26 protein-coding genes are annotated in these 24961 nt (G+C 52.9%); all 26 read left to right on the forward strand.

Going from position 1 to position 24961, the window contains the following annotated elements:
• The first annotated feature begins 250 nt into the window (after positions 1–250).
• Positions 251–523 (forward strand): HU family DNA-binding protein, encoded by a 273-nt coding sequence (locus KDC22_RS00235; protein WP_173140713.1) that lies wholly within the window; start codon positions 251–253, stop codon positions 521–523.
• Positions 524–802: an RNA-binding S4 domain-containing protein gene (locus KDC22_RS00240; protein ID WP_036723951.1), complete on the forward strand. Its 279-nt coding sequence runs from the start codon at positions 524–526 to the stop codon at positions 800–802.
• Positions 803–942: 140 nt separating this feature from the next.
• Positions 943–1227 carry a sporulation protein YabP gene (gene yabP, locus KDC22_RS00245; protein WP_173140715.1) on the forward strand — a complete coding sequence of 95 codons (285 nt, stop codon included), beginning with the start codon at positions 943–945 and terminating at the stop codon, positions 1225–1227.
• Entirely contained in the window at positions 1224–1787 is a 564-nt protein-coding gene (gene yabQ, locus KDC22_RS00250) for a spore cortex biosynthesis protein YabQ (RefSeq protein WP_211721717.1), read from the forward strand. The genes yabP and yabQ overlap by 4 nt, the downstream gene beginning before the upstream one ends.
• A 29-nt stretch (positions 1788–1816) precedes the next feature.
• A complete protein-coding gene (locus KDC22_RS00255) occupies positions 1817–2152 on the forward strand; it encodes an FtsB family cell division protein (protein WP_211721718.1) in 336 nt (111 codons plus the stop codon).
• A 125-nt stretch (positions 2153–2277) separates the two neighbouring features.
• Positions 2278–2778 carry a S1 domain-containing RNA-binding protein gene (locus KDC22_RS00260; RefSeq protein WP_036696437.1) on the forward strand — a complete coding sequence of 167 codons (501 nt, stop codon included), beginning with the start codon at positions 2278–2280 and terminating at the stop codon, positions 2776–2778.
• A 526-nt stretch (positions 2779–3304) separates the two neighbouring features.
• Positions 3305–5812 carry a stage II sporulation protein E gene (spoIIE, locus tag KDC22_RS00265; RefSeq protein WP_211721719.1) on the forward strand — a complete coding sequence of 836 codons (2508 nt, stop codon included), beginning with the start codon at positions 3305–3307 and terminating at the stop codon, positions 5810–5812.
• Between the two features lie 393 nt (positions 5813–6205).
• A complete protein-coding gene (locus KDC22_RS00270) occupies positions 6206–6952 on the forward strand; it encodes a vWA domain-containing protein (protein WP_173140724.1) in 747 nt (248 codons plus the stop codon).
• Positions 6942–7880, forward strand: a complete 939-nt coding sequence (locus tag KDC22_RS00275) for a serine/threonine protein kinase (protein WP_425516983.1) — start codon at positions 6942–6944, stop codon at positions 7878–7880. The genes KDC22_RS00270 and KDC22_RS00275 overlap by 11 nt, the downstream gene beginning before the upstream one ends.
• Positions 7881–7954: 74 nt before the next feature.
• Positions 7955–9397: a tRNA lysidine(34) synthetase TilS gene (tilS, locus tag KDC22_RS00280; protein WP_173140728.1), complete on the forward strand. Its 1443-nt coding sequence runs from the start codon at positions 7955–7957 to the stop codon at positions 9395–9397.
• A gap of 45 nt (positions 9398–9442) precedes the next feature.
• Positions 9443–9982: a hypoxanthine phosphoribosyltransferase gene (gene hpt, locus KDC22_RS00285; RefSeq protein WP_173140730.1), complete on the forward strand. Its 540-nt coding sequence runs from the start codon at positions 9443–9445 to the stop codon at positions 9980–9982.
• A 111-nt stretch (positions 9983–10093) separates the two neighbouring features.
• Entirely contained in the window at positions 10094–12139 is a 2046-nt protein-coding gene (gene ftsH, locus KDC22_RS00290; protein ID WP_211721721.1) for an ATP-dependent zinc metalloprotease FtsH, read from the forward strand.
• A gap of 255 nt (positions 12140–12394) precedes the next feature.
• Positions 12395–13333, forward strand: a complete 939-nt coding sequence (gene nadA, locus KDC22_RS00295) for a quinolinate synthase NadA (RefSeq protein WP_173140770.1) — start codon at positions 12395–12397, stop codon at positions 13331–13333.
• Between the two features lie 39 nt (positions 13334–13372).
• The gene (gene nadB / locus KDC22_RS00300) at positions 13373–14989 is read left to right on the forward strand and encodes an L-aspartate oxidase (protein WP_211721722.1); all 1617 of its coding nucleotides are present in this window, start codon (positions 13373–13375) and stop codon (positions 14987–14989) included.
• Positions 14979–15851 (forward strand): carboxylating nicotinate-nucleotide diphosphorylase, encoded by an 873-nt coding sequence (gene nadC, locus KDC22_RS00305; RefSeq protein WP_173140736.1) that lies wholly within the window; start codon positions 14979–14981, stop codon positions 15849–15851. The genes nadB and nadC overlap by 11 nt, the downstream gene beginning before the upstream one ends.
• The gene (locus KDC22_RS00310) at positions 15851–16618 is read left to right on the forward strand and encodes a type III pantothenate kinase (RefSeq protein ID WP_173140738.1); all 768 of its coding nucleotides are present in this window, start codon (positions 15851–15853) and stop codon (positions 16616–16618) included. Before nadC ends, KDC22_RS00310 begins: the two co-directional genes overlap by 1 nt.
• Positions 16619–16669: 51 nt before the next feature.
• On the forward strand, positions 16670–17554 hold the full coding sequence (hslO, locus tag KDC22_RS00315) for an Hsp33 family molecular chaperone HslO (RefSeq protein WP_173140740.1): 885 nt from the start codon (positions 16670–16672) through the stop codon (positions 17552–17554).
• Positions 17555–17563: 9 nt separating this feature from the next.
• The gene (locus KDC22_RS00320) at positions 17564–18508 is read left to right on the forward strand and encodes a peptidylprolyl isomerase (RefSeq protein ID WP_211721723.1); all 945 of its coding nucleotides are present in this window, start codon (positions 17564–17566) and stop codon (positions 18506–18508) included.
• Positions 18509–18673: 165 nt separating this feature from the next.
• The gene (cysK, locus tag KDC22_RS00325; protein ID WP_173140744.1) at positions 18674–19612 is read left to right on the forward strand and encodes a cysteine synthase A; all 939 of its coding nucleotides are present in this window, start codon (positions 18674–18676) and stop codon (positions 19610–19612) included.
• A 265-nt stretch (positions 19613–19877) separates the two neighbouring features.
• Positions 19878–21497, forward strand: a complete 1620-nt coding sequence (locus KDC22_RS00330) for an anthranilate synthase component I family protein (RefSeq protein WP_246553197.1) — start codon at positions 19878–19880, stop codon at positions 21495–21497.
• Positions 21494–22075 carry an aminodeoxychorismate/anthranilate synthase component II gene (gene pabA / locus KDC22_RS00335; protein WP_173140748.1) on the forward strand — a complete coding sequence of 194 codons (582 nt, stop codon included), beginning with the start codon at positions 21494–21496 and terminating at the stop codon, positions 22073–22075. The genes KDC22_RS00330 and pabA overlap by 4 nt, the downstream gene beginning before the upstream one ends.
• A complete protein-coding gene (locus KDC22_RS00340) occupies positions 22072–22953 on the forward strand; it encodes an aminotransferase class IV (RefSeq protein ID WP_211721725.1) in 882 nt (293 codons plus the stop codon). The genes pabA and KDC22_RS00340 overlap by 4 nt, the downstream gene beginning before the upstream one ends.
• Positions 22950–23807, forward strand: a complete 858-nt coding sequence (gene folP / locus KDC22_RS00345) for a dihydropteroate synthase (RefSeq protein ID WP_211721726.1) — start codon at positions 22950–22952, stop codon at positions 23805–23807. The genes KDC22_RS00340 and folP overlap by 4 nt, the downstream gene beginning before the upstream one ends.
• Positions 23808–23840: 33 nt before the next feature.
• Positions 23841–24203, forward strand: coding sequence for a dihydroneopterin aldolase (gene folB, locus KDC22_RS00350; RefSeq protein WP_173140753.1), 363 nt, complete (start codon positions 23841–23843; stop codon positions 24201–24203).
• A gap of 10 nt (positions 24204–24213) precedes the next feature.
• Positions 24214–24765 carry a 2-amino-4-hydroxy-6-hydroxymethyldihydropteridine diphosphokinase gene (gene folK / locus KDC22_RS00355; RefSeq protein WP_211721727.1) on the forward strand — a complete coding sequence of 184 codons (552 nt, stop codon included), beginning with the start codon at positions 24214–24216 and terminating at the stop codon, positions 24763–24765.
• A complete protein-coding gene (locus KDC22_RS00360; RefSeq protein ID WP_173140757.1) occupies positions 24717–24926 on the forward strand; it encodes a helix-turn-helix transcriptional regulator in 210 nt (69 codons plus the stop codon). Before folK ends, KDC22_RS00360 begins: the two co-directional genes overlap by 49 nt.
• The last annotated feature ends 35 nt before the right edge of the window (positions 24927–24961 follow it).

A 24961-nucleotide genomic window follows, 5' to 3' on the forward strand; every position in this document is an offset into this window, starting at 1 on the left:
TTTCGCGGCAATGCTGTGATTACGGCACGAATCTCTGATTTGAAATGCAATGAGAGGTTTATAATGTTATAGTGCTATAAGCCCCCATAACCTACGCAAGATGTTACTTTTTCAAAAAAAACGGCGGATCGTGGCAGGAATTGCGGGCGGAATCAAGAATATCATAAAGACGAAATGACGATTTGCGGTTATTTTTCCGGCAAACCTGATTTTCATTTATTTTTTTGTATCCTAGGAGGAACTTCAAATTATGAACAAGACAGATCTGGTAAACAACATTTCCGAGAAAAGCGGATTGGCCAAAAAAGACGTAGAAGCCGTACTTAACGGAGTTCTGAGCGAAATTACAGAAGCTCTCGCAGGCGGAGACAAAGTCCAACTGATTGGCTTCGGTACCTTTGAAACACGCAAACGTTCCGGCCGCACCGGCCGTAACCCGCAATCGGGCACACCTATTGAAATCCCTGAATCCACTGTACCGGCCTTCAAGGCGGGCAACAAGCTCAAAGAAGCCGTTAACTAAATGCGTCTGGACAAGTTCCTGAAGGTTTCCCGACTGATCAAGCGCCGCACCGTGGCCAAGGATGTGTCCGAACAGGGCCGGGTATTGATCAATGGCCGGGAATCCAAACCAAGCAGTACCGTGAAGATCGGTGACGAGATTACAGTACAGTTCGGTCAAAAGCTTGTGACGGTCAAAGTCGAAAAGCTGGTGGAAACCACCCGCAAGGACGAGGCCGCCGGGATGTACACACTGCTCCGCGAGGAACCGGTTGCCAAAAGCACGGGACTCGACTGGTAAGCAGATCATTGAACCGCAGGGTAGAAGAGGTATTCCACTAAGCCGTGATCCGGCTGACTGGGGTACCTCTTCTTGCATATTCCTGTTCTATACCCTGTCCCTCCTTCATAGATTAGAACCAAGAAGGAGGGGTACATGCTATGATCGAGCCAGCCAAAGTCAACAAACAGCATGATCTGCACATGCGCAGCCGCAAGCAGATTGAGCTTACAGGTGTGCAGAATGTGGAGAGCTTTGACAGTGAGGAGTTTCTGCTGCGTACAGAACTCGGCCATCTTACCATTCGGGGAACTCATTTACATATCAAGAATTTAAGTCTGGAGAATGGAATTCTGTCGCTTGAAGGCAATGTTCATTCCCTGATTTATCTGGACCCCGGTACGCAAGGCAAAAATAAAGGGATTCTCCGTAAGCTGTTTAAATGAATCCTTCCGTACAATGGATTACCCTGTTCTATATGATACTGGCTGGCACAGCCATGGGACTGACCTATGACAGCTACCGGGTGCTGTCGCTGAAGCTGAGATTCCCCCGTTGGCTGAATGCGCTGCTTGATCTGCTGTATTGGATAGGGGCAGCTCTGCTCGTCTTCCGCATGCTTTATGCCGGAAATCAGGGGCAATTGAGGTTTTATGTCATTCTCGGACTTTTTCTAGGTGTATGGATCTATTTTTTGATCTTCAGTATTACGGTGCAGCGATTTGTGGTAATGTTAATTCAGTCAGTTCAGTATATGTGCAGGCTGCTAGGGCGGTTTATTATAATAGTCATTGGAGGTCCGATTCTCTGGCTGTGGCGCCTTGTTAAGGGAACGGTGCTGCTGCTCGGCCGGATTCTTCTGTATATTTTTAAGCTGCTGCTGCGTCTAACCAAGCCAATCTGGGTACTTCCTGTAAGGTGGGTCTCTCCACATCTGTCCAGGATCTATCATAGCGCCCGGATCGTGAGGATCACCAAATGGATATCAGGGTGGCGGAAACGCTAACCTTGAACTGGAACTAGGGGGTAAGCTGTATGAACAGATTCTCTGCGGAAGAGAAGAATAGTAACCACAATGCTTCGGCCGCAGGCGCGAAGAGAAGAAAGTTTATATGGATACTTGTTATGGCCGTATTCTTCGGCTGGGCCGGGTTCACTTTCTTTGCCCAGAGCGCAGCTATTGCCGACAAGAGCGAACAGCTCGCCCGCAAGAATGAGAGTAACGAGAGTGTAACGGCTTCACTCAACCAACTGAGATATGAAGTTTCGCGTTTGAATGATGATGAGTATATCGGACAATTAGCGCGTAAATGGTACAATATGTATCCAGCAGGCGAATTACCTATCCGTACAGAGCAATCCGGGCAATAAAAGCAAGCGAAAAGAGGCTTACGCTCTGTTGCCTTGGTAAGTTCTTTACTGTATAATCAAATCACCGCAGACAGGATGGACATCATATTCGTCTGTATATTTTTAAGGGAGGATCATTTTATTCTATGGCAATTGAAGTGGGCACCAAGTTAGAGGGCAAGGTGACAGGCATCACGCATTTCGGAGCATTTGTGGATCTGTCAGGAGGTGTCACAGGTCTCGTTCACATCTCGGAGATCGCCGATAACTACGTCAAGGATGTCAACGATCATTTGAAGATTGCGGATGTAGTAACCGTTAAGGTGATCAATGTTGACAAGGACGGCAAGATCGGACTTTCCATTAAGCAAGCCGTTGATAAGCCGGCATCGGAAGTACGTCCCCCCAGAGCTCCAAGACCTGAACGTCCAAGCGGTGGAGACCGTTTCGGCGGCGGTGGCGGCAGTGGTGGAGGCGGCGGTGGATTCAATCGTGAACGGGGTGGGCGTCCATTCAAGCCTGCAGCCGGTAAACCTTCATTCGAGGATAAAATGTCACGCTTCCTGAAAGACAGCGAAGAACGGATATCTTCGATCAAGAAGAACACAGAAGGAAAGCGCGGCGGCCGTGGAGCCAAGCGCGTATAATCTGAGTTTTGCACATCATAAATAACCGCTGGGGCTAAATGCCCTTTGCGGTTTTTTTGTACAAATATAAGAAGTTATATGTTGCCACGATAACTTATCCTTCTATTTCCCGCTGAAACGGTACCGTTCTTTAAAAGGACGGCAAAGCCGTTTCCACTTGCTCAAAGGCTCGGGCAAGGCCGTTTCCGCTTGTTGTTGAAGTCTATCCGCTTGCGCCTTCTACGGCAGCAGGCTGTTTTTGTCGGCTGCTAACAAATTGCCGACAGCATCCAAGCCATTCTCACATAACTCTAGGGCAATCGCTGACGAATGTCCGCAGGGGCAGCGCCGGCAACTGGCAGCGTCACCGCTCCCATCCCTAGCTGATCTTGTACCCCGCAAGGGATAAGAAGACTTTTCCACAGAATGTCGGGACAGGCTTTTTTGTCGGAATATTTTTACAGTTTGCTCTCCGTTTCTGACAAACTTTCTTAGAACCCCCGCTATATAATGAGAACCATAAATTCTAAACGGGTGGTGCAGGGGAATGAGTAAAAGCAATGTGGTGAATTTGCCGGAGTGGACAAGAGCTGGAAGCAAAGACAAGATTCAGAAAGAAGCTTGGGGCACGCGTCTGAAGGCGTGGGGGTCGAAGCAGCCGGCTGTCCAGTTGCTTGTGGTCAAGAAGTGGGCGCTGCTCCTGAGTCTAATGGGCTTTTTGCTGGGACGGGCCATGATATTGGACGAGCTTACACCATTTGCTGCTGCTTATTTCGCCGTCATTGTATTTATGCGCCGGGACACCATGCTGCCTGTGGCTGCGGCCATTCTGCTCGGAAGTCTCTTCACACCGTTTCCGGGTGCCATCGTGGTTGCTGCGGAGCTGATCATTTTTTATCTGATCTACAAAGGGCTGGAGAGCTTCCAGCGGGTGGATCTATCCTATGCCCCGCTTATGGTGTTCGTAGCTTCTTTTATGGTGGGACTGTTCCGGGTCGTAATCGGACCTTCAATCACCTGGTATCCTTTGATGATGGCATTGATTGATGCCTTACTCGGGTTTGTACTGACGCTTGTATTCCTGCAGGCGCTTCCGTTATTCACTTATAAGCAAAAGAGCAGGGTGCTCCGCAATGAGGAGGTACTCTGTCTGATCATCCTGCTGGCTTCTGTAATGACCGGCCTCGTAGGCTGGACCATCAACGGATTCTCCCTGGAGCATATCTTATCGCGGTTCCTGATTCTGCTCTTCGCCCTGGCCGGGGGAGCGCCGCTTGGGGCAGCGGTCGGTGTAGTGACGGGCCTGATTCTCAGTCTGGCCGATATAGGAGCCATTTATCAAATGAGCCTCCTGGCCTTCTCCGGGATGCTGGCAGGTATGATGCAGTCCGGGCGCAAAGGGGCGGTCTCCATCGGGATGCTGCTGGGTTCAACTATACTGTCTGTCTATTTCATGGGACCGGGCGATGTCATGAACTCCACCTGGGAGACCTGCGCAGCCGTGATGTTGTTTCTTCTAACACCTAAGGGTATTATTACTGCCATTGCCAAATATGTACCGGGGACAGCAGATCACAGCCGTTCCCAACATGAATATGCCCGAAGGGTGCGGGATATTACAGCAGACCGGGTGACCCAGTTCTCGCAGGTATTCCAGCAGCTCTCCAGCAGCTTCGGACAGATTCCCCGTGCCGGGGAGGCGGGGAAAAGTGACCGCGAGATGGAGGATTTCATGAATACGGTAACAGAAGGAGCCTGCTCCGGCTGCATCCGGCGTACCCATTGCTGGGATGCCAAGTTCTATCAGACCTACAGGTATATGACCGACATGATGACTACGGTGGAGGAGTGCCCGGACATTACCGCTGCCCAGCTCCCGCCGGAATGGAGCAGGATCTGCGGGAGAACCGGGGAGGTTCTTGATGTAATGAAGGGTCAATATGAGCTCTACCAGCATGATATGCGCTGGAAGCGGCAAATATACGACAGCCGCCAATTTGTCGCTGAGCAGCTCTCCGGTGTCTCGCAGGTCATGGAGGATCTGGCGAAGGAGATCAAGCGGGAAGGGCAGGCGATGTACCGCCAGGAGAGCCAGATCCGGGAAGCACTGGAGAAGCTGGGCTTATCCATTCACACCATTGAGATTCTGAGCCTTGATCCCGGCCGGGTAGAGATTGAAGTGGTACATGCCTATACCCGGGGCTTCGACGAGTGCCGCAAAATGATCGCTCCGCTGCTCTCCGATATTCTGGAAGAGAACATCGCGGTTGTGAGTGAGACCGCCGTCCATCCCCGCGAGGGCTTGTCGATGGTGACCTTTGGTTCGGCCAAGGCCTATGAGATTAATACCGGCGTAGCCGCGGCGGGGATGGGAGGCGACATGCTGTCAGGGGACAGCTTCAGCACGATGGAGCTGGGCAATGGCACCTTTGCCGTATCCATCAGTGATGGAATGGGCAATGGGGAGCGGGCCCGGATGGAGAGCAGTGCTGCATTATCCATGCTGGAAAAGCTGCTGCAATCAGGCATGGATGAGAAGCTGGCGGTGAAATCCGTGAATTCGATTCTGCTGCTGCGCTCCCCGGATGAATTCTACGCCACAGTGGACATGGCGCTGATCGACCAGTATTCGGCGCAGACGATCTTCATGAAGATTGCCTCTGCACCGAGCTTCATCCGGCGGGGCAGCGAAGTGATTCCCGTGACGGCCAGCAATCTGCCGATTGGAATCATCAAAGATATCGAGGTGGATCTGGTCACCATGCAGCTGCGCCCCGGCGATATTCTCATTATGATGACCGATGGTATTTATGATGCGCCGGGATATGCCGTTAATAAGGAGATATGGATGAAACGCCTGATCCAGGAGCTGGAGGGTGATGATCCGCAGGATATGGCGGACAGCCTGCTTGAGAAGGTGATCAGCTACCAGGGGAATGAGATCCATGATGATATGACCATCGTCGTCAGCCGTGTGGATCATTATCACCCGGAATGGTCCAGCCTGCATATCTCCGGCGTGGGCCGGATGGAGCGCCCGCGTACGGTTAGCTAACGTAGCTGGGATATGCTTACCGGGCAGCACTTGAGTCTAATTCTGATTAAGCTGTAAATGTTGTTCGAAATGCAGCCTGCCCGCCTCCGTTTCAACCGCCGCCGGCTCAGCGGTAAGAGGTTAGATTTGAATTTCATAGTAAAAGAAACGGAACGGAGAGAGATTTTGGAGCCGTAGAAGCGTCAGCGTTCGCCTTTGTCTTCCGATTTCAACCGCAACTGCGGTATTAAATCAGGAAATCGGAAGATAACAGCGATCGGAGGCCCAAAATTCTCGCAGAGACTCATTTTTACGATATCTTTCAGATCTATTTTTAAAGCGTTAGGCGGCGTTTGAAATCTCTCAACCTTGGATATGCTAGTAACTAGATACAAGGCAAAGGGAGGAACGGTCATGAAGCAAATTCTGCTCATAACGGACGGTTGTTCAAATGTGGGGGAAAGTCCGGTGCTGGCGGCAGCGCATGCCCGCCAGGAGGGCATCACTGTTAATGTCGTTGGGGTTGTGGATTACGGGACCATCGGTGAGCTGGGAAGCCGGGAAATTGCCGACATTGCAAGGTCGGGGGGCGGGATCAGCCGGATCGTGGGAACACCGCAGCTGGCACAGACTATTCAGATGATGACACGCAAGACTGTCGTTCAGACCATTCAGCAGGCGGTTAATAAAGAGGTACAAAAAATTCTCGGCGAGAGCTCGCTGGCAGAGCTGCCGCCGCAGCAGCGTTCACAGGTGGTAACGGTCGTGGATGAGCTGACCGAGACCTCGCCGCTGCGCATAGCGTTGTTAATTGATGCAAGTGCCAGCATGAAGCCGAAGCTGGGCGCGGTGGAGGGGGCTATCCGTGATCTGGCGCTCAGCCTGGAGGCAAGGGAAGGGCGCAGCGAGATCGCCGTATTCCATTTTCCCGGACGCTCCAGCAGTGAGGATGCCATGCTGGATATGGACTGGACACGGAATGTATCCGAGGTCCGCTCCCTCTTCTCCAGACTGAAGATGCGGGGGGCTACTCCGACCGGACCGGCTATTTTCAAGGTGCTGGAACATTATCGTTGTGATAGACTGGAGGAATATCGCGGGGATCTTCCAGGCGAAGAGGACAAGGCACAAGAAGGGATGATTGGTGGGTATGTCGTCTAATCCACCCTATCCGGCAGGCACTGTGATCACCGGCAAATGGCGGGGGAACCGTTATGTCGTGGAACGTGTGCTGGGGAAAGGGGCAAACGGAACCGTATATCTGGTACAGCGGGAAGGCCGGCGGGAGCGGTATGCGCTCAAGATCGGATACGATACGCTTGAGCTGCAATCAGAGATTAACGTGCTGACCTCCCTGCAGTCCAGCCGTAAGCGCAATGAGCACCGGGCCCGCAAAGAATCGCCGTTGTCTTCTTACCTGCTGGAATCAGACGACTTCAAGGATCGGGACCATACTCCTTTTTATGTGATGCGTTATGTGGAAGGAAGACCGCTGCACCATTTCCTGTCCAGGAACGGTCCGTCCTGGCTGGGGCTGGTCGGGATGAAGCTTCTGGAGAAGCTGCAGATCCTGCATGAGTGCGGCTTCGTATTCGGCGATCTGAAGCCGGAGAATGTAATGGTATCCAGCTACGGGGAAGCGGAGCTGATTGATTACGGCGGGGCAAGCCCCATCGGCCGCAGTGTGAAGCAGTTCACCGAATGGCATGACCGCGGGTTCTGGAATGCCGGCAGCCGGACAGGAGATCAGAATTATGATCTGTTTGCTTTTGCCGTCCTGTGCCTGCGGCTGCTTAATGAAGAAGGGTTGAAGGCCGCCGCCCAGCAGCTGCCGCAGACCAGAAGCATAGAGGAGCTGCTGAAGCTGGCCAGAGAGCTGCCAGACAAGAAGCTGTCTTCTTGGCTGTGCCTAGCGCTCAAAGGCGGGTTCCCCGGTACTGCGCAGGCTGCGGAGATTTGGAGAAGCCATATCTACAGGGGGCGGAAGTCGGTAAAAGAGACCATGGCAACCCCGCGCTGGCTCAAAAATGCCTTTGCGTTGTCTTTATTTCTGCTGGCCTTTACATTATACTGGGTATTCCGTTTCTGATATTGTACATAATCACCAAGATGCTGATATTCACAAGCAGGCCGTGCTAGGGATGGCAGGAAAGGAAGCCGCATATGGAGCACATGAAAGAACTGGTGGAATCCGTACTGGAGGCTGCGGCCGAATATGAGCTGTGGCAGCCCCATGACACCATTGTAGTCGCAGTTTCCGGAGGGCCGGACTCTGTGGCTCTTTTGCGTATTCTGCATGAGATATCCCTGACCCGAATGCCGCTGTCGCTGATCTGCGCCCATGTCAATCATGGCTTCAGAGCAGAATCGGCAGAAGAAGCGGAGCTGGTCAGGGGCCTGGCGGCAAGCTTGGGAATCCCCTTCGAGCTGGCCGAATTCGATATTCCGTCCATCCTCAAGGAGAGCGGGCTTGGCCCGGAAGGGACAGCACGGGAGAAGCGCTACGGGTTCCTGATCGAAACCGCACATCGTTACAAGGCACGTTCTGTGGCGCTGGCCCATCATGCAGACGATCAGGCCGAGACGGTGCTTATGCGGCTGCTGCGGGGGAGCGGACCATCAGGCCTTGCGGGAATGCGCTGGAAACGGACTGAAAAAAAGGTGGAACTCATCCGCCCCTTCCTGCGTATTAACAAAACAGCTCTTGTCGGCCTATGCCAGAATGAAGGATTTGCTTATGCGGAGGACGCGACCAACCTTCTGACGAAATATAAGCGGAATGCCATCAGGCTGGAAGTGCTGCCTATGCTGGAACAGCATAATCCGAGAGTGAAGCAATCGCTTCTGCAGCTGGCTGAAATTGCTTCGGCGGAAGATGAATATATGGAGGCGAATGCGGCAAAATGCTTTGATGAGCTGGTTTTCACCGAGCATGGAAAATACACCTTGAAGAGAGCTGCCTTTGCGGCCATACCCTCCGCTTTACAACGGCGTTTGATTAAACTAATATTAAATTATCTGTCGGCGGATTCATCATCCATGGATTTTCCCAAGATTGAAGCGGTGCGCCGGGGAACGCTGCAGGAATACCCTACCGTATGGACTTTGGACCTGGGTAGCGGTTACGTCTGCGTGCGGCAATACGATACTATTTTGTTCTCGTCCAAGCCCTTGATTCGGCAGGTGAGCTATACATATCGGCTGTCTTTGACTGAGCCCCGTATTAAGCTTGGGGAGATAGGAAAAGTTATGACGATGAGGATGCTTGCGAGAGAAGTCTTTTCTGCACAGGAGGAGGATTCCGGGAAAAGCTCTGCCTGGTTTGACGGCGACGCTCTTGTTCTGCCGCTGACCATTCGTTCCCGATTGCCTGGAGATACCATAAGGGTTATGGGATTAAACGGAAGCAAAAAGGTAAAAGATATTTACATTGATGATAAAATACCTTCTTCCGAACGCTCTGCAATTCCCCTCGTTTGTGATGGTTCGGGCAATATCATCTGGATTCCGGGCGTAAGACGCTCGATGCATGCCGCAGTTGGGCGGCACACGGCCACTGTTCTGCTCCTGACCCTGGAGGATTTGAAGCAGGGTGAAGAATCGTAATGGCCGAAGTAAGTCTTTCATAGTATATCTTAGGAGGTTCGCAAGTTGCAGAATGATATTCAGGAAATCTTGATCAGCGAAGAAGAGATTCAACAAAGAATCAGGGAGCTTGGCGCCCAGCTGAGCAAGGAATATGCAGGCCGCACACCTTTAGTGATCTGTGTACTCAAAGGTGCGTTTATCTTTATGGCGGATCTGGTTAAAGTGATTACAGTACCCGTTGAAATGGATTTCATGGCGGTATCCAGCTACGGCGGTACAACCAAATCATCCGGCGTAGTCAAAATCATCAAGGACCTGGACACATCGGTTGAAGGCCGTGATGTTCTGATTGTCGAGGATATTATCGACAGTGGCCTTACACTCAGCTATCTGATTGAGATGCTGCAGGGGCGGAATGCCGCTTCTGTCAACGTAGTCACTCTGTTCGACAAGCCTTCAGGCCGCGCAGTCAATCTTGAAGCCGAATACACCGGCTTTGTGATTCCTGATGCATTCCTCGTAGGCTATGGACTGGACTATGCCGAGCTGTACCGGAACCTACCTTATGTCGGTGTACTGAAGCCTGAGATTTATACCAAATGAATGAATCGACAGCCTTAGATCCGCGGATCACTTTTCTGGATTTCCTGACAATTTGAGGAGTCCGGTCAGGCTATGGTACAATAACTTGAGCGTTGCGAGAGGAGGTAGGGGATGAATCGGTTCATCCGTAATTCTGGTTTTTATTTGATTTTATTTTTAGTCGTGGTGGGTATAGTCCAATTTGTAAGCAATGGCAATGAATCCGCCGATTTCCCTAGATATGACGAGTTACGGCAGGAGATCAAGGACAACAATGTGAAGAGCATGACGGTTCAGTTTGAGGGGAATGCATTTCTGGTTACAGGCGAATATAGAGAGCTGCCACCCGAGACTAAATCGAAGAATTTCTCCACTTATGTTCCTCCTACAGACAAGGCCCTCGATGAACTTGTGGCAGCCAGCGAGGACAACGGCGTCGAACTATCCCAGAAGAAGATGGAAGGCGACAGCATCTGGCTGACATTCCTGTCTTCCATGATTCCACTGGTTATTATGTTCATCCTGTTCTTCTTCCTGTTCAATAATGCCCAGGGCGGCGGCGGCAAGGTTATGAACTTCGGCAAGAGCAAGGCCCGGCTATATAATGAAGAGAAGAAGAAGATCAGCTTCGAAGATGTTGCGGGAGCTGACGAAGAGAAGCAAGAGCTGGTGGAGGTCGTTGAATTCCTCAAAGACCCGCGCAAATTCGCTGCTGTTGGTGCACGTATTCCTAAAGGGGTACTCCTTGTGGGCCCTCCGGGAACAGGTAAAACCTTGCTCGCCCGTGCAGTTGCAGGTGAAGCTGGCGTTCCATTCTTCAGCATTTCCGGTTCCGACTTCGTGGAAATGTTCGTCGGTGTCGGCGCATCCCGCGTACGTGACCTGTTTGAGAATGCGAAGAAGAATGCACCTTGTATCATCTTTATCGACGAAATCGATGCTGTCGGACGTCAGCGCGGCGCAGGACTTGGCGGCGGACATGACGAACGTGAACAGACGCTTAACCAATTGCTCGTTGAAATGGACGGCTTTGGCGGCAACGAAGGCATTATCATTGTCGCGGCTACCAACCGCGCAGACATATTAGACCCGGCACTACTCCGTCCAGGCCGTTTCGACCGTCAGATTACGGTTGACCGTCCGGATGTGAAGGGCCGTGAAGCTGTACTGAAGGTTCACTCCCGCAACAAACCGCTGACCAAGGATGTTAGGCTTGACGTTGTCGCCAAGCGTACCACCGGCTTCACCGGTGCGGATCTGGAGAACCTGCTGAACGAAGCAGCGCTGCTTGCTGCACGCCGTAACCGCAAGGACATTACGATGCGTGAAGTGGATGAAGCGATTGACCGTGTCATCGTCGGTACAGAGAAGCGCAGCCGCGTCATCAGCGATCGCGAGAAACGTATCGTCGCTTACCACGAAGCAGGTCATACCATTGCCGGCTACTTCCTGGAACATGCCGATATGGTGCATAAGGTTACTATTATCCCGCGCGGCCGCGCCGGCGGATATGTCATTATGCTTCCTAAGGAAGACCGGATGATCGTTACCAAGCAAGAACTTCTCGATAAGGTTACCGGATTGCTTGGCGGACGTGTTGCTGAAGAAATGTTCATTGGCGAAATCGGTACGGGCGCTTATAGTGACTTCCAGCAGGCTACGCGCATTGTGCGTGCGATGATTATGGAATATGGAATGAGCGATAAGCTTGGGCCCTTGCAGTTCGGTGCAACCCAAGGACAGGTCTTCCTGGGCCGTGATATCGGACATGAACAGAACTACAGTGATTCCATCGCTTACGAGATTGACCAGGAAATGCAGAACATTATCCGCAGCAGCTATGAACGCTGCAGAGAGCTGCTGACCAAACATTCCAAAGAAATGCACTTAATCGCGAACACGCTGCTTGAGAAGGAGACGCTGGAGCTTGATCAGATCAGAGAATTGATTGAGCAGGGCTACCTGAGCGAGGATGGCAAGCAAGAGGATGGCGAAGCTGTAGCGCATGAAGCGGGCGAGCCTATAATTGACTCCATCGGTGATGTGCGTGTGCGGATTCAAGGCAAGACAGATGAAGAATCCCCATTAGATCTGTCCAAGGATATTCCGAATAAGCCGGAGCCTGAAGAAGGTAACGGACCGGATGACGGGAATAAGGGCGGCGGAAGCCTGACTTAGACCTTGTAGCAGGATACGTTGTAATGTAGTCCGGAGAACCATTGGTTCTCCGGACTTTTCTTTTCTGCTATGCGGGGTGCAGGGGGCATGACATGAGAATTTCACCACTCCGGTTACATTGACAGGGGGTGGAACGTTGTGTACATTAGTGAATAAATATTAAATAATATCATTTAATAGGATGCTGAATATAAGGATGATTCATAAAGTGCAACATATAGATCCTTATATTTGAACATAAGGGGGAGAATGACCGTGGAAGCTCTGGCGCTTGAGCGCAAACAGGAACAGAATCGTGAACTTCGTGTGCGCCTTGAACAGCTCAAAAAAGAACGGAATGCAATTATTCTGGCTCATTATTATCAGCGTGATGAAATTCAGGAAGTGGCGGATTTCCGGGGGGACTCTTTTTTGCTGGCCCAAAAGGCTGCGGAGACAGAGGCCGATGTGATCGTATTCTGTGGCGTTCATTTCATGGGGGAAAGTGCCAAGATTCTTGCGCCGAACAAGACGGTTCTTATTCCTGATGAACGCGCCGGTTGTCCGATGGCGGACATGGTTAATGTGGATGGCCTGCGCAAGCTGAAGGCTCAGCATCCGAATGCCAAAGTAGTTACTTATATCAATTCTTCGGCAGAGATCAAGGCGGAGACTGATATTTGCTGCACCTCGGCCAATGCGGTTAAAGTGATCGAATCCCTCGATGCTGAAGAAATCATCTGGGTACCCGATAAGAATCTGGGCCAATATGTTCAGGACCAGACCGGCAAGAAGATGATTATCTGGGAAGGGTATTGTAATACTCATGACATGCTCACCGTCAAGGATGTTATGGAGATGAAGGCCAAGTATCCGGAAGCGGAATTTGTAGTTCATCCGGAGTGCCGCCCGGAAGTGGTGGCCATGGGTGATTATGTAGGCAGCACAACCTCGATTCTAGAATATTGCCGGAAATCGGACCGCCGGCAGTTTATTGTGGGCACAGAGGATGGAACCGGGTACCAGCTCCGTTTGGACAGTCCGGATAAAGAATTTCATTTTGCCACCAAATTCCTGGTTTGCCCTAATATGAAAGTGAATAATCTGAAGAAGCTGGTAAAATGCCTGGAGACGATGAAGCCGCAGATCTATGTACCGCCTGCAGTCGCCGACAAAGCCAGAACATCCCTAGAGCGCATGCTACAAGTCCGGTAGCATGCGCTACTCTTTCGTTGAAACAGGTGAAAAGCGGTCATGATTCCACAGTATTTGGTTGATTTCGATCTTCAGGATCTCCCTGTAGTTAAGACAGACTGCCTCGTAATTGGTTCAGGCATTGCCGGATTGTTCACAGCGATCAAGGCCAGCGAGGACCGGAAGGTTATTATGATTACGAAGAAGACCGTAATGGAGAGTAACACGCGGTATGCCCAGGGCGGGATTGCTGCGGTCTTCTCAGAGGAGGATTCTCCGGTGTATCACCGCCAGGATACCCTGATGGCCGGAGCAGGGCTGAATTCCTCTGCGGCGGTTGATGTCCTGGTCAATGAAGGACCCGAGGGTGTCCGCGAACTGATCCGGCTCGGCACTATATTCGATAAAGAGAATGGCGAGCTGGCTTTAACCCAAGAGGGTGCGCATAGCCACCGCCGTATTTTACATGCAAACGGGGATGCTACAGGATATGAGATTGTCCGTGCCTTGGCCGAGCAGGCTGCTCAGCATGAGAATATTGAGACCTGGGATGACCATTATGTGATTGACCTGATCACTGAAGGCGGAGTCTGTGTAGGAGCGCTGGTACAGCGGCCTGGCGGCGGGCGCTTGTTCCTGCAGGCGGGTGCAACCGTTCTGTGCTCCGGCGGAGCAGGACAGCTGTATCGTTACACCACCAACCCTGAAGTGGCTACCGGAGATGGCGTAGCCATTGCCTACCGTGCCGGTGCCCATATCCGGGATATGGAATTCATTCAGTTTCATCCGACAGCTCTAAGCTATCCTGGCGCTCCGCGCTTTCTGATCTCGGAGGCTGTGCGGGGAGAAGGGGCCGTGCTGCGCAATATTAATGGTGAGCGCTTCATGGAGCGTTACCACGAGCTGCTGGAGCTGGCGCCGCGGGATATTGTTGCCCGTGCCATCGTCAGCGAGATGGAATTGACGAAGTCCACCTTTGTCTATCTGGATATTACGCATGAATCAGCGGATATGGTGAAACACCGCTTCCCGACCATTTATGAGACCTGTATGAGTTACGGACTGGATATTACAAGTGACTGGATTCCGGTGGCTCCTGCTGCGCATTATATGATGGGGGGCGTGAAGACGGATCTGAACGGGGAAAGTACCGTGTCCCGCCTGTTCGCCTGCGGTGAGGTATCGTCTACTGGAGTGCAGGGGGCCAACCGGCTGGCCAGTAATTCACTGTCGGAAGCGATTGTGTTCGGCCGCCGGATTATTGAACGGATCCGCCAGCTTCCGCCTCTGGAACAGGGTACAGTATCCGTAGCCTATAATCAGGGAAGGCTGGAATCGCCGACACAGGCTATTGTAGAGCGGCGGCTGAAGCTCCAGAAGGTTATGGTGCGTTACGCCGGATTGCGGCGGAATCGGGACATGCTGACCAAAGGCCTCGATGAGTTGAAACGCCAGCTGCCGATTTTTAATGCGGTGCTGACAAGACGGGAAGAATACGAGTTCGCCAATATGCTGACATGTTGTCTGCTGATCACTGAATCGGCCCTGGCACGGGAGGAGAGCCGCGGTGCGCATTACCGTGAGGATTATCCGCTGCGTAGTGACTCACAGTGGCAGAAGCATCTGCTCCAGATTCGCGAACTTGGAATAGTGGAGGAATTAAGTGATGATGTTTAACGGATATAATGAAGAGCTGCTTCAGGCTATTAAGGGCTGGCTGCAGGAGGATGTCGGGTCGGGAGATATTACTACCCGCACAACCATACCGGCAGGACATGAGTCGAAGGGAATTATCCATGCCAAAGAGGATGGGATTATTTGTGGAATTCCCGTGGCTGAGCTGGTGTTCGAAGTAGTTGATCCTACGCTTGAATTCACGGCTCTGGTGCAGGAAGGACAACATGTATCCAGGGGAACAGTGATTGCTGAGGTAGAGGGAAGCACCCATGCCATTCTTACCGGCGAACGGCTTGCACTGAATTTGATGCAGCGGTTATCCGGTGTGGCGTCACGCACGGCTTCTTTTGTAGAACAGCTTCAGGGACTGAGCGCACGCCTGGTGGATACCCGCAAGACCACGCCGGGCCACCGCATGCTGGAGAAATATGCTGTCCGCATAGGCGGCGGAGCCAACCACCGTTACGGCCTGTATGATGCGGTAATGATTAAGGATAATCATATCAAGGGGGCTGGAGGCATCCGTCAGGCGGTAGGGCGTGCCCGGGCCAATATCCCTCACACCATGACGATTGAAGTGGAGACGGAGAGTCTGGAGCAGGTAGAGGAAGCGCTTGCTGCCGGAGCGGACATCATTATGCTGGACAACATGTCCCCCGAGCTGATGAAGGAAGCCGTGAGAAGAATCAGAACCAAAGCGAAGCATGTCAAAATCGAGGCCTCCGGCAATGTATCGCTGGAAACGGTCCGGGGCATTGCAGAATCAGGCGTAGATGTCATTTCCGTAGGACGGCTTACCTATTCCTTCGCGAGTCTTGATATCAGTCTCGATCTGAACGGCAAGAAGGAGGAAACCCTCTGATGATACTTGTCGTCGATATCGGCAATACGAACATCGTGCTGGGAGTGTACCGGGGACGGGAGCTGCTGCATCATTTCCGGCTGAGTACTGCGCGCCAATCCACCGTGGATGAGTATGGTGTGATGATTCATAATCTGTTCAATATGTCGAACCTGTCGTTCAAAGAGGTGGAGGGGGTCATTATCTCCTCGGTTGTTCCACCGCTGGTTCAGGTCATTGTGGAGATGTGTGTCAAATTTATCGGCAAAGAGCCGCTGCTTGTAGGACCCGGCATCAAAACCGGGCTTAACCTGCGTTATGAGAATCCGCGCGAAGTCGGGGCGGACCGGATTGTGAATGCCGTTGCGGCTATTGAGCAGTATAAATGCCCGCTTGTGGTTGTTGATTTCGGTACGGCAACCACCTTCGACTGCATTGATGCCGGGGCCAATTATCTTGGCGGTGCTATCGTGCCCGGCCTGGGGATTTCCACGGAGGCCTTATACCAACGGGCATCCAAGCTGCCCCGGATCGAGCTGGAGAAGCCCAAAAAGGTCATCGGGCGCAATACCGTCCATGCGATGCAGGCAGGTATTATTTTTGGCTATGCCGGCCAGGTCGAGGGAATTGTAAGACGCATCAAGCTGGAGATGAACGCTCCTGTACTCAAGGTCATTGCTACCGGAGGTCTTGCCTCGCTGATTGCCAGTGAGACCGAATGTATTGATGAAGTGAATCCGATGCTAACGCTTGAAGGATTACGCATTATTTATAACCGCAATAAATAATCATAAGGATGACCATATACAGAACAGAGAGATAGGAGGAGTATGCACCCAATGGAAAAAAAGAAGGACCGGCTGATCCGGGGAACAGCCATGAACGGAAGAGTAAGAGCGTTCGCTGTCCGCACCACAGAACTCGTCGACGAATTGCGGCGCAGACATGATACGTATCCGACCGCTACAGCAGCGCTCGGCCGTACCGTAACTGCCGCAGCCATCATGGGGGCCATGCTCAAGGGCAAAGAGAAGCTGGCGATTATGGTCAAAGGGAACGGCCCGATCGGGCAGATTACGGCTGAATCCAACGCCCTGGGGGAAGTGCGCGGTTATGTGCATAATCCGCATGTTCATCTGCCCAGCAACAGTATGGGTAAGCTGGATGTTGCAGGGGCAGTAGGGACGGAAGGCTTCATTGATGTCAGCAAGGATCTGGGAATGAAGGAACCGTACCGTGGCAGTGTGCCTATCGTATCGGGAGAGCTGGGTGAGGACTTCACCTACTATTTTGCCCTCTCGGAACAGACTCCTGCCGCCGTGGGACTGGGTGTCTTGGTGGAGACAGATAATTCGGTAAGAGTGGCCGGGGGATTTATTATCCAGCTGCTGCCCGGCCTGACCGATGAGCAGATTACTGAGGTGGAGCAGGCGGTTGGAGCCATGCCTTCTGTAACTTCCGTGCTGGACCAGGGGCTTGAGCCTGAAGAGATGCTGCGGCTGCTGCTGCCGGATGCGGTGATTCTGGATGAACTTGAGATCCGTTTCGTATGCCAATGCTCACGGGAGCGGATCGAACAGACCCTGGTGAGTCTGGGGGAGCATGAACTGGAACGGCTGATTGAAGAAGATGATACGGCCGAAGTTGTCTGCCATTACTGTAATGAGAGATATGTATTCAACAAGGATGAACTGCAGGTAATCCTGGATCAAGCGAAATCGTAGGGCTATGAGATGGTGACAAGACAGGAGCGCGCGCTGCGCAATGCCGTTATAGTACTGGCCGTTGCAACCTTGATGCTGGGGGGCCTTTTATTCTGGAGTCTGCGTGCTATGGCGATCCTCAAAGGAGAGGCAGCCGAAGGGGAAGCTTCGGATGTCGCTGCTGCCGGAGGACAGCCGGTCACGGATCAGGAATGGATGGAGGAACTCCAGAAAAAGCATGGGGATGAGGTGCTGCTGAGCATGCTTAACCATATCGTGGTGGGCAAGGAGGCCGTAGCTCTGGGAATTACGGTGACGGAGGAAGAGATTGAGCGGGAACTGAAGCGTGGAATGTCCGGTTACAGCTCAGAGGAGCAGTATTATAATCAGATGCAGTCTGAGCTGGGAATGTCCCGTCAGGAGCTGCGTGAGGAGACGGCATACCGGCTGACGCTCCAGGCCATAGCTACTGCCGGGATTACAGTCAGTGAATCTGAAATTGATGATTATCTGGAGCAGAATGCCGAGAGATTCACCCCCAGGAAGCAGATGCTGCTCTCGTTAATCCAAACAGCCACCTATGACGAGGCCGGTACAGTTATGGACCGTCTGGAGAAGGGCGAGGAATTCGCAGAGCTGGCCAGGGAAGTCTCCATCGACGAGGAGAGCCGCCGGCACGGCGGCAAAATCGGAACGGTGGAGGAGAAGGACCCCTTCTGGCCGGAGGAGCTGCTGAAGACAGCGGCGGGGCTTGAAGCCGGCGATATAGCAGGACCGCTGCAGATGGACGGCGGATATGCGGTGATCCGTCTGGAGAAGCTGATTGATCCTGGCAAGGTGGATCAGGAGGAGCTGCGCGGGATGATCCGCCAGCAGCTCAGGCTTGAGCAGGCAGCGCCTCTGCAGCAGGTGGAGCGTGATTTGCGGGCCAAATATGATACAGCAATATATATTGACAACAGCCTGCAAGATTGATAATATGAAATTAAATACAAAACCTACTGATTTAGTCGGGAATATTACGCGGTACAATTACAACTGTTAGTTACCCTGGCTGGGGGCTACGGTATTATATGCTGATAGCATCTGTCATAAGTTCCGCACCCTAATTCATATATCATCTCAAGGAGGTTTTTACTCATGGCTAAAGTCGTCAATAGCGTTACAGATTTGATCGGTGGCACACCGCTCGTCCGTCTGAACCGGATCGTTCCGGAAGGCTCTGCAGAAATCTTTCTGAAGCTGGAATACCAAAATCCGGGTTCGAGTGTTAAGGACCGCATCGCAATCAGCATTGTAGAAGAGGCAGAGAAAGAAGGCCTGCTGAAGCCCGGTGGCACCATTGTAGAAGCGACCAGCGGCAATACAGGGATTGGCCTGGCGCTTGTTGCTGCTGCCAAAGGCTACAAGGCCCTTATTGTTATGCCGGAGACCATGAGCCTTGAACGCCGCAATCTGCTGCGCGCTTATGGCGCTGAGCTGGTATTGACCCCGGGGTCGGAAGGAATGAACGGTGCGGTCAAGAAGGCTGAGCAGATTCTGAGCGAGAATCCGGACTATTTCCTTGCGGACCAGTTCAAGAACAAAGCTAACGTGAAGATCCATCGTGAGACTACAGGACCGGAGATTGTTGAGGCGATTGAGTCTGTCGGCGGCCCGCTGGATGCATTCATTGCTGGCGTAGGTACAGGCGGAACGATCAGCGGCGCAGGAGAAGTGCTGAAGAATCAATATCCGGGTGTGAAGATCTATGCCGTAGAACCGGCCGCTTCACCGATTCTGGCCGGAGGCAAACCGGGTCCGCACAAGATTCAGGGGATCGGCGCTAACTTTGTCCCTGAAATTCTTGATCAGAATATCTATGATGAGATCATCCATGTTGAGAATGATGAAGCTTTTGAAACGGCCCGCCGTGTAGCCAAAGAAGAAGGCGTGCTGTCCGGTATTTCCTCCGGTGCGGCTGTATTCGCTGCACTCAAAGTAGCGAAGGAACTGGGCGCAGGCAAAAAAATCGTGGTCATCATTCCAAGTAACGGCGAACGTTACCTGAGTACTCCGCTCTATAATTTTGAAGTCTAATTGCTGAGAATCAGCTGTTCAGAAGAGTCTGCCCTATCCGCTTCTACAGGGATACGGCAGGCTCTTTTTTCGAAATATAAGATGTTATAGGTTGCACACGATAACTTATCCTTCTATTTCCCGCTGAAACGGTGCCGTCTTATACAGGACGGCAAAGCCGTTTCCACTTGGATAATACACATTTATACGGTTACGGGCTTTTCAAAGTAACCCTATGTACAGTATACTGACAGGCAATAAACTATCGCGATGGGCGGGCGAATGCGTGGAGATCTTAACGGCTTGGCAGGAGTGGGAGCAGTGGGGAGAGGCAGGCGGGGCCTGGAGTGTCCTTCCCCTGATCCTGAAGAAACGGCAGGACAGCAAGGGATTACCCCGCAGCTGGAAGAAGGCCTGGGAGCAGGCCTCCCCCCCTTATTCGGTTGTTCTGGAGAGCGGTAAGGGCGGGCGCTACACCTATCTGGGCCTGCACCCTGTCTCCATCCTTGAAGGCAGAGGCGACAGCGCGGAGAGCTATACTCCCTCAGGCAGATCAAAGGGAGAGACACAAGCTGCCGTATTGGAAGGACCGCCGCTGGAAGTACTGCAGGAATGGATGAGCGAGTATGTATCCCCCCGCCTGCACCTTCCCGGCCTGCCGCCGTTCACCGGCGGCTGCATTGGATTCCTTGGTTATGATGTAGCCCGATCCCTGGAGAAGCTGCCGTCGCTCGCCAGGAATCATCCGGAATTCCCGGATTATCTGTTCATGAGGCTGGAGGAAGTGTGGATCTACGATCATCACGAGGAGATGCTCTATTGTGCCGTTCATGTTCCTGTCCCGGATACAGCAATCGGTAACCCGGAAGCGCTTAGGACCTTATACAAGGCTGCTGTGAACCGTGCAGAGCGCATGCTGGAGCAATGGAGTCACATCCATGCTTCTGCGGAGCCGGAAGAAGCCGTCACCGCAAGGTATGCTGAACTTACCCGCAGGGTGGAGGCTGAGACGGATATCACCGGCGAGTGGTCTGGCATGAGCTCAGACTTCTCTGCACAGCAGTTCCAGCAGGCTGTGGCGAAGGTCCAGGAATACATCCGTGCCGGAGACGTCTTCCAGGTGAACCTCTCGCTGCGCCAGGAGGCGCAGCTGAACTCCCCGCCGGAGGATGTTTACGAATGGCTGCGCAGACTCAACCCGTCCCCGTACATGGGGCTGCTGCGCACGCCCGGCTTCGCCCTCTCCAGCGCCTCGCCGGAGCTGCTGGTGAAGCTGCACGGGGACAAGGTCAGTGCCCGCCCCATTGCCGGTACCCGGCGCCGGGGCCACACTCCCGCTGAGGACGCCGCCATGGAGGCGGAGCTGCGCGGGAGCGAGAAGGAGATCGCCGAGCATATCATGCTTGTCGATCTGGAGCGCAGCGACATCGGCCGTGTCGCTGCCTACGGAACGGTCAGCGTGCCGGAGCTGCTGACCGTGGAGCGATACTCGCATGTGATGCATCTCGTCTCGCAGGTGGAGGGCATCGTGGCACCTGGTAAGGATGCCTACGACGTTATTGCCGCCTTATTCCCCGGCGGCACCATCACGGGCGCGCCTAAGGTGCGCACGATGGAGATCATTGAAGAACTGGAGCCGGTCCGCCGGGGTCCATACACCGGCTCCATGGGCTGGATTGACTATAACGGCAATATGGAATTAAATATAATCATACGTACGCTTGCAGTGAAGGACGGAATGGGCTATATCCAGACGGGTGCGGGGATCGTGATTGATTCGGACCCGTATCGGGAGTACCGGGAATGCCACAACAAAGCCAAAGCGGTAGTGAAGGCAATTCTCTGCAGTGAACGTGAGCAGGAATTACGGGCTACCCTGGGCAACGAAGGAGGAAGCGGTTTATGATCTTGGTCATTGATAATTATGATTCCTTTACGTATAACCTGGTGCAATATCTGGGGGAGCTGGGGGAAGAGGTTAAGGTAGCGCGCAACGATGAGATCACTATTCAGGAGATTGAGCAGCTGGCTCCGGATCATATCCTGATCTCCCCGGGACCCTGCACACCGAATGAGGCAGGCATCAGCCTGGCGCTGCTGCAGCATTTCAAAGGTATCATTCCGATCTTTGGCGTGTGCCTCGGGCACCAGGCTATCGGACAAGCGTTCGGCGGCAATGTAATCCGTGCAGAACGCCTGATGCATGGCAAAACCTCGCCGATCCACCATAACGGCACCTCCGTATTTGAAGGACTGGAGTCTCCATTTACGGCGACACGTTATCATTCTCTGATTGTTGAACGGGAGAGTCTGCCGGATTGCCTGGAGATTACCGCCGAGACGGCTGAAGGCGAGATCATGGCCCTGCGGCATAAGGAATACCCGATCGAAGGGGTACAGTTCCATCCTGAGTCGATCATTACAGATCACGGGCACACCATGCTGCGGAATTTCCTGAAACGGAGAGCCGGAGAGCCCGCATGAAATATATAGGACTTAACAACAAAGCAGTTGACGCCAAAGACGCCGTGGTCTCCGCTCTGGATCACGGCTTTTTGTACGGGATGGGCTTGTTCGAGACCTTCCGCACCTATGGAGGAGAGCCCTTCCTGCTGAAGCGCCATCTGAGCAGAATGGCCGAAGGCTGCGGGCAGCTGGGCATTCCTTTTGAACAGGAGGTACAGCCGCTGCGGGAATGGATTCAGCTTGTCATGGACAGGAATGAGCTTAGTGATGCCTATATCCGTTATACCGTAACGGCCGGAGAGGATATTCTGGGACTGCCTTCGGGAAGCTATAAGCAGCCTAATCATCTGCTGTATATCAAAGCCCTGCCGGTTGTACATCCCTCTCTATACAGCGAAGGCAAAGAGCTGCAACTGCTGAATCACCGGCGCAATACTCCGGAAGGACCCGTACGGCTCAAATCGCTGCACTATATGAATAACATTTTGGCGAAGCGCGAATTGTCGGGATACCCGTCTGCGGCCAGAGGGGCTGAGGGGTTGATGCTGACGGCACAAGGCGACATCGCCGAAGGTATTGTGAGCAATATTTTTTTCATAAAAGAGAACAGGCTCTTTACTCCGGACATTGCTACCGGGATTCTACCGGGGATTACCCGGGAAATGGTGCTGGAACTGGCTGCGTCAGCAGGCCTTCATTCCGAGCAGGGCTTCTACCGTATGGAGCAGCTGGAGGCTGCTGACGAGATCTTCCTCACCAATTCGGTCCAGGAGATCGTACCGGTAACGGCGCTCTGGAACGGGGACCGGCGGATAACGATCAGCAGCGGACGCTGCGGGGAACGGACAGAGGCAATGATCAGGCTGTACAGAGAAAGGACGGGGATGCTGAAATGAAGCCGGTAATCTATCAACGGAGCTACCGCTGCGGAAGCAGTGAACTGGTGTTGGGCAGGCGAACCCTGATTATGGGTATTCTCAATGTGACGCCGGACTCCTTCTCTGACGGGGGGCTGTGGACAGATCCGGGTAGAGCGGTAGAGCACGCACTGCAAATGGCGGCCGAGGGTGCAGACATCATTGATATAGGCGGGGAATCCACGCGTCCGGGTCATCAGCCGGTAGGTGCGCAGGAGGAATTAGCCCGTGTATTGCCTGTGATCGAGAGCATCCACCGGGCCGCCCCGCATCTTCCGTTATCTATAGATACCTACAAGGCGGAAGTCGCCCGCCAGGCGGTTAAGGCCGGTGCGCATATCATCAATGATGTCTGGGGAGCCAAAGCAGATCCGCAGATGGCAGCCGTGGCCGCGCAGGCAGACTGTCCCATAATTCTGATGCATAACCGTCATAACCGCGATTATAAGGATTTGATCGGCGATATAACGGAGGATCTGACCGGGAGCATTAACCTGGCGCTGGCGGCTGGAGTGTCACCGGGCAATATTATTTTGGACCCGGGAATCGGGTTTGCCAAGGATCATACAGAGAATCTCCAGGTAATGACGGGCCTAACGGCACTGACGGAGCTGGGGTACCCGCTGCTGCTGGCCACTTCGCGCAAAAAGTTCATCCGTACCACACTCGGCCTGCCGGCAGAGGATGTCATTGAAGGCACGGCAGCAACCGTCGCTTTCGGGATTGCCCAGGGCTGCCAGATGGTACGGGTCCATGACATTTCTTCGATTAAACGTACGGTAGAGATGTGTGACGCTATGCTGTATGCCGGATCACCTGTGGTGCGCGAATAGACTATATTTTTCAAGAGAAGGCAGGGACCCTTAATGGATAAAATGAAGCTGCACCGCATGGAATATTACGGTTATCACGGAGTCTTCGAAGAGGAACGCAGGCTGGGCCAGCGGTATTATATCGACTTGGAGCTGGAGCTTGATCTGCAGGGAGCGGGGCTCAGTGATGATCTGGAACAAACCGTGAATTATGCCGAAGTTCATGTCCTGGTCAAAACAATTGTCGAAACAAAGTCCTTCAAGCTGATTGAAGCTTTGGCGGAACATATTGCATCCGCGTTACTGGACACTTATACTGTTATCAATGCAGTAACGGTCCAAGTGACCAAGCCGCATCCTCCGTTTGATATTCATTTCCAGGGAGTCACTGTAGAACTGCGCCGGACGAGAAAGTGAGACAGACTTTATGAGCAGACATTCCACCTCTGAGGCATCAGAGGCTTATATTGCTTTAGGGGCCAACCTGGGTGACCGTCAAGGCACCTTGAGAGAAGCCTTGCACCGGCTGGAGATGCATGAAGAGATTGACGTTGTGCGCACCTCCCGTGTCTATGAGACGGAGCCTGTCGGTTATCTGGACCAGCCTCAGTTTCTTAACATGGCGGCTGTCCTGCGTACCACACTGGCGCCTGAAGTACTGCTTCAGGTGATGCTGGAGACAGAGAATCAGTTAGGCCGTGTCCGTGATATCCGTTATGGACCGAGAACGGTAGATTTGGATTTGCTGTGGGTAGAGGGAATGACCCTGGATACGCCGGATTTAACGCTGCCTCATCCCAGGATGCTGGAGCGGGCGTTTGTCCTTCTGCCGCTGAGCGACATCATTACACAGAACGAAGAGTCTTCCGGATTCCGTGGGTTAATTACAACAGCGCTGCAAGACATAGACGGAAAGGAAGGAATTCGCTTGTGGACAACAAACGTATGGGAATGCGGGTCAGAGCATTCCGGAAGCTGAAGGGCTACACTCAGCAGGAGCTGGCGGATTCTGTCGGAATATCACTTGCTGTGCTTGGGGCAGTAGAGCGGGGCAACAGACGTTTGGAAGATCAAATTTTAAATAAAATTGCGGACTTTCTTGAAATAACGGTTGAGGAATTGGCCCATCCGGCACCATGACAGGGACAGAACGATACACAATCTATTGGGGGAAG

Source organism: Paenibacillus tritici (genome assembly GCF_018207515.1).
GTDB classification, from domain to species: Bacteria; Bacillota; Bacilli; order Paenibacillales; family Paenibacillaceae; genus Paenibacillus_AQ; species Paenibacillus_AQ tritici.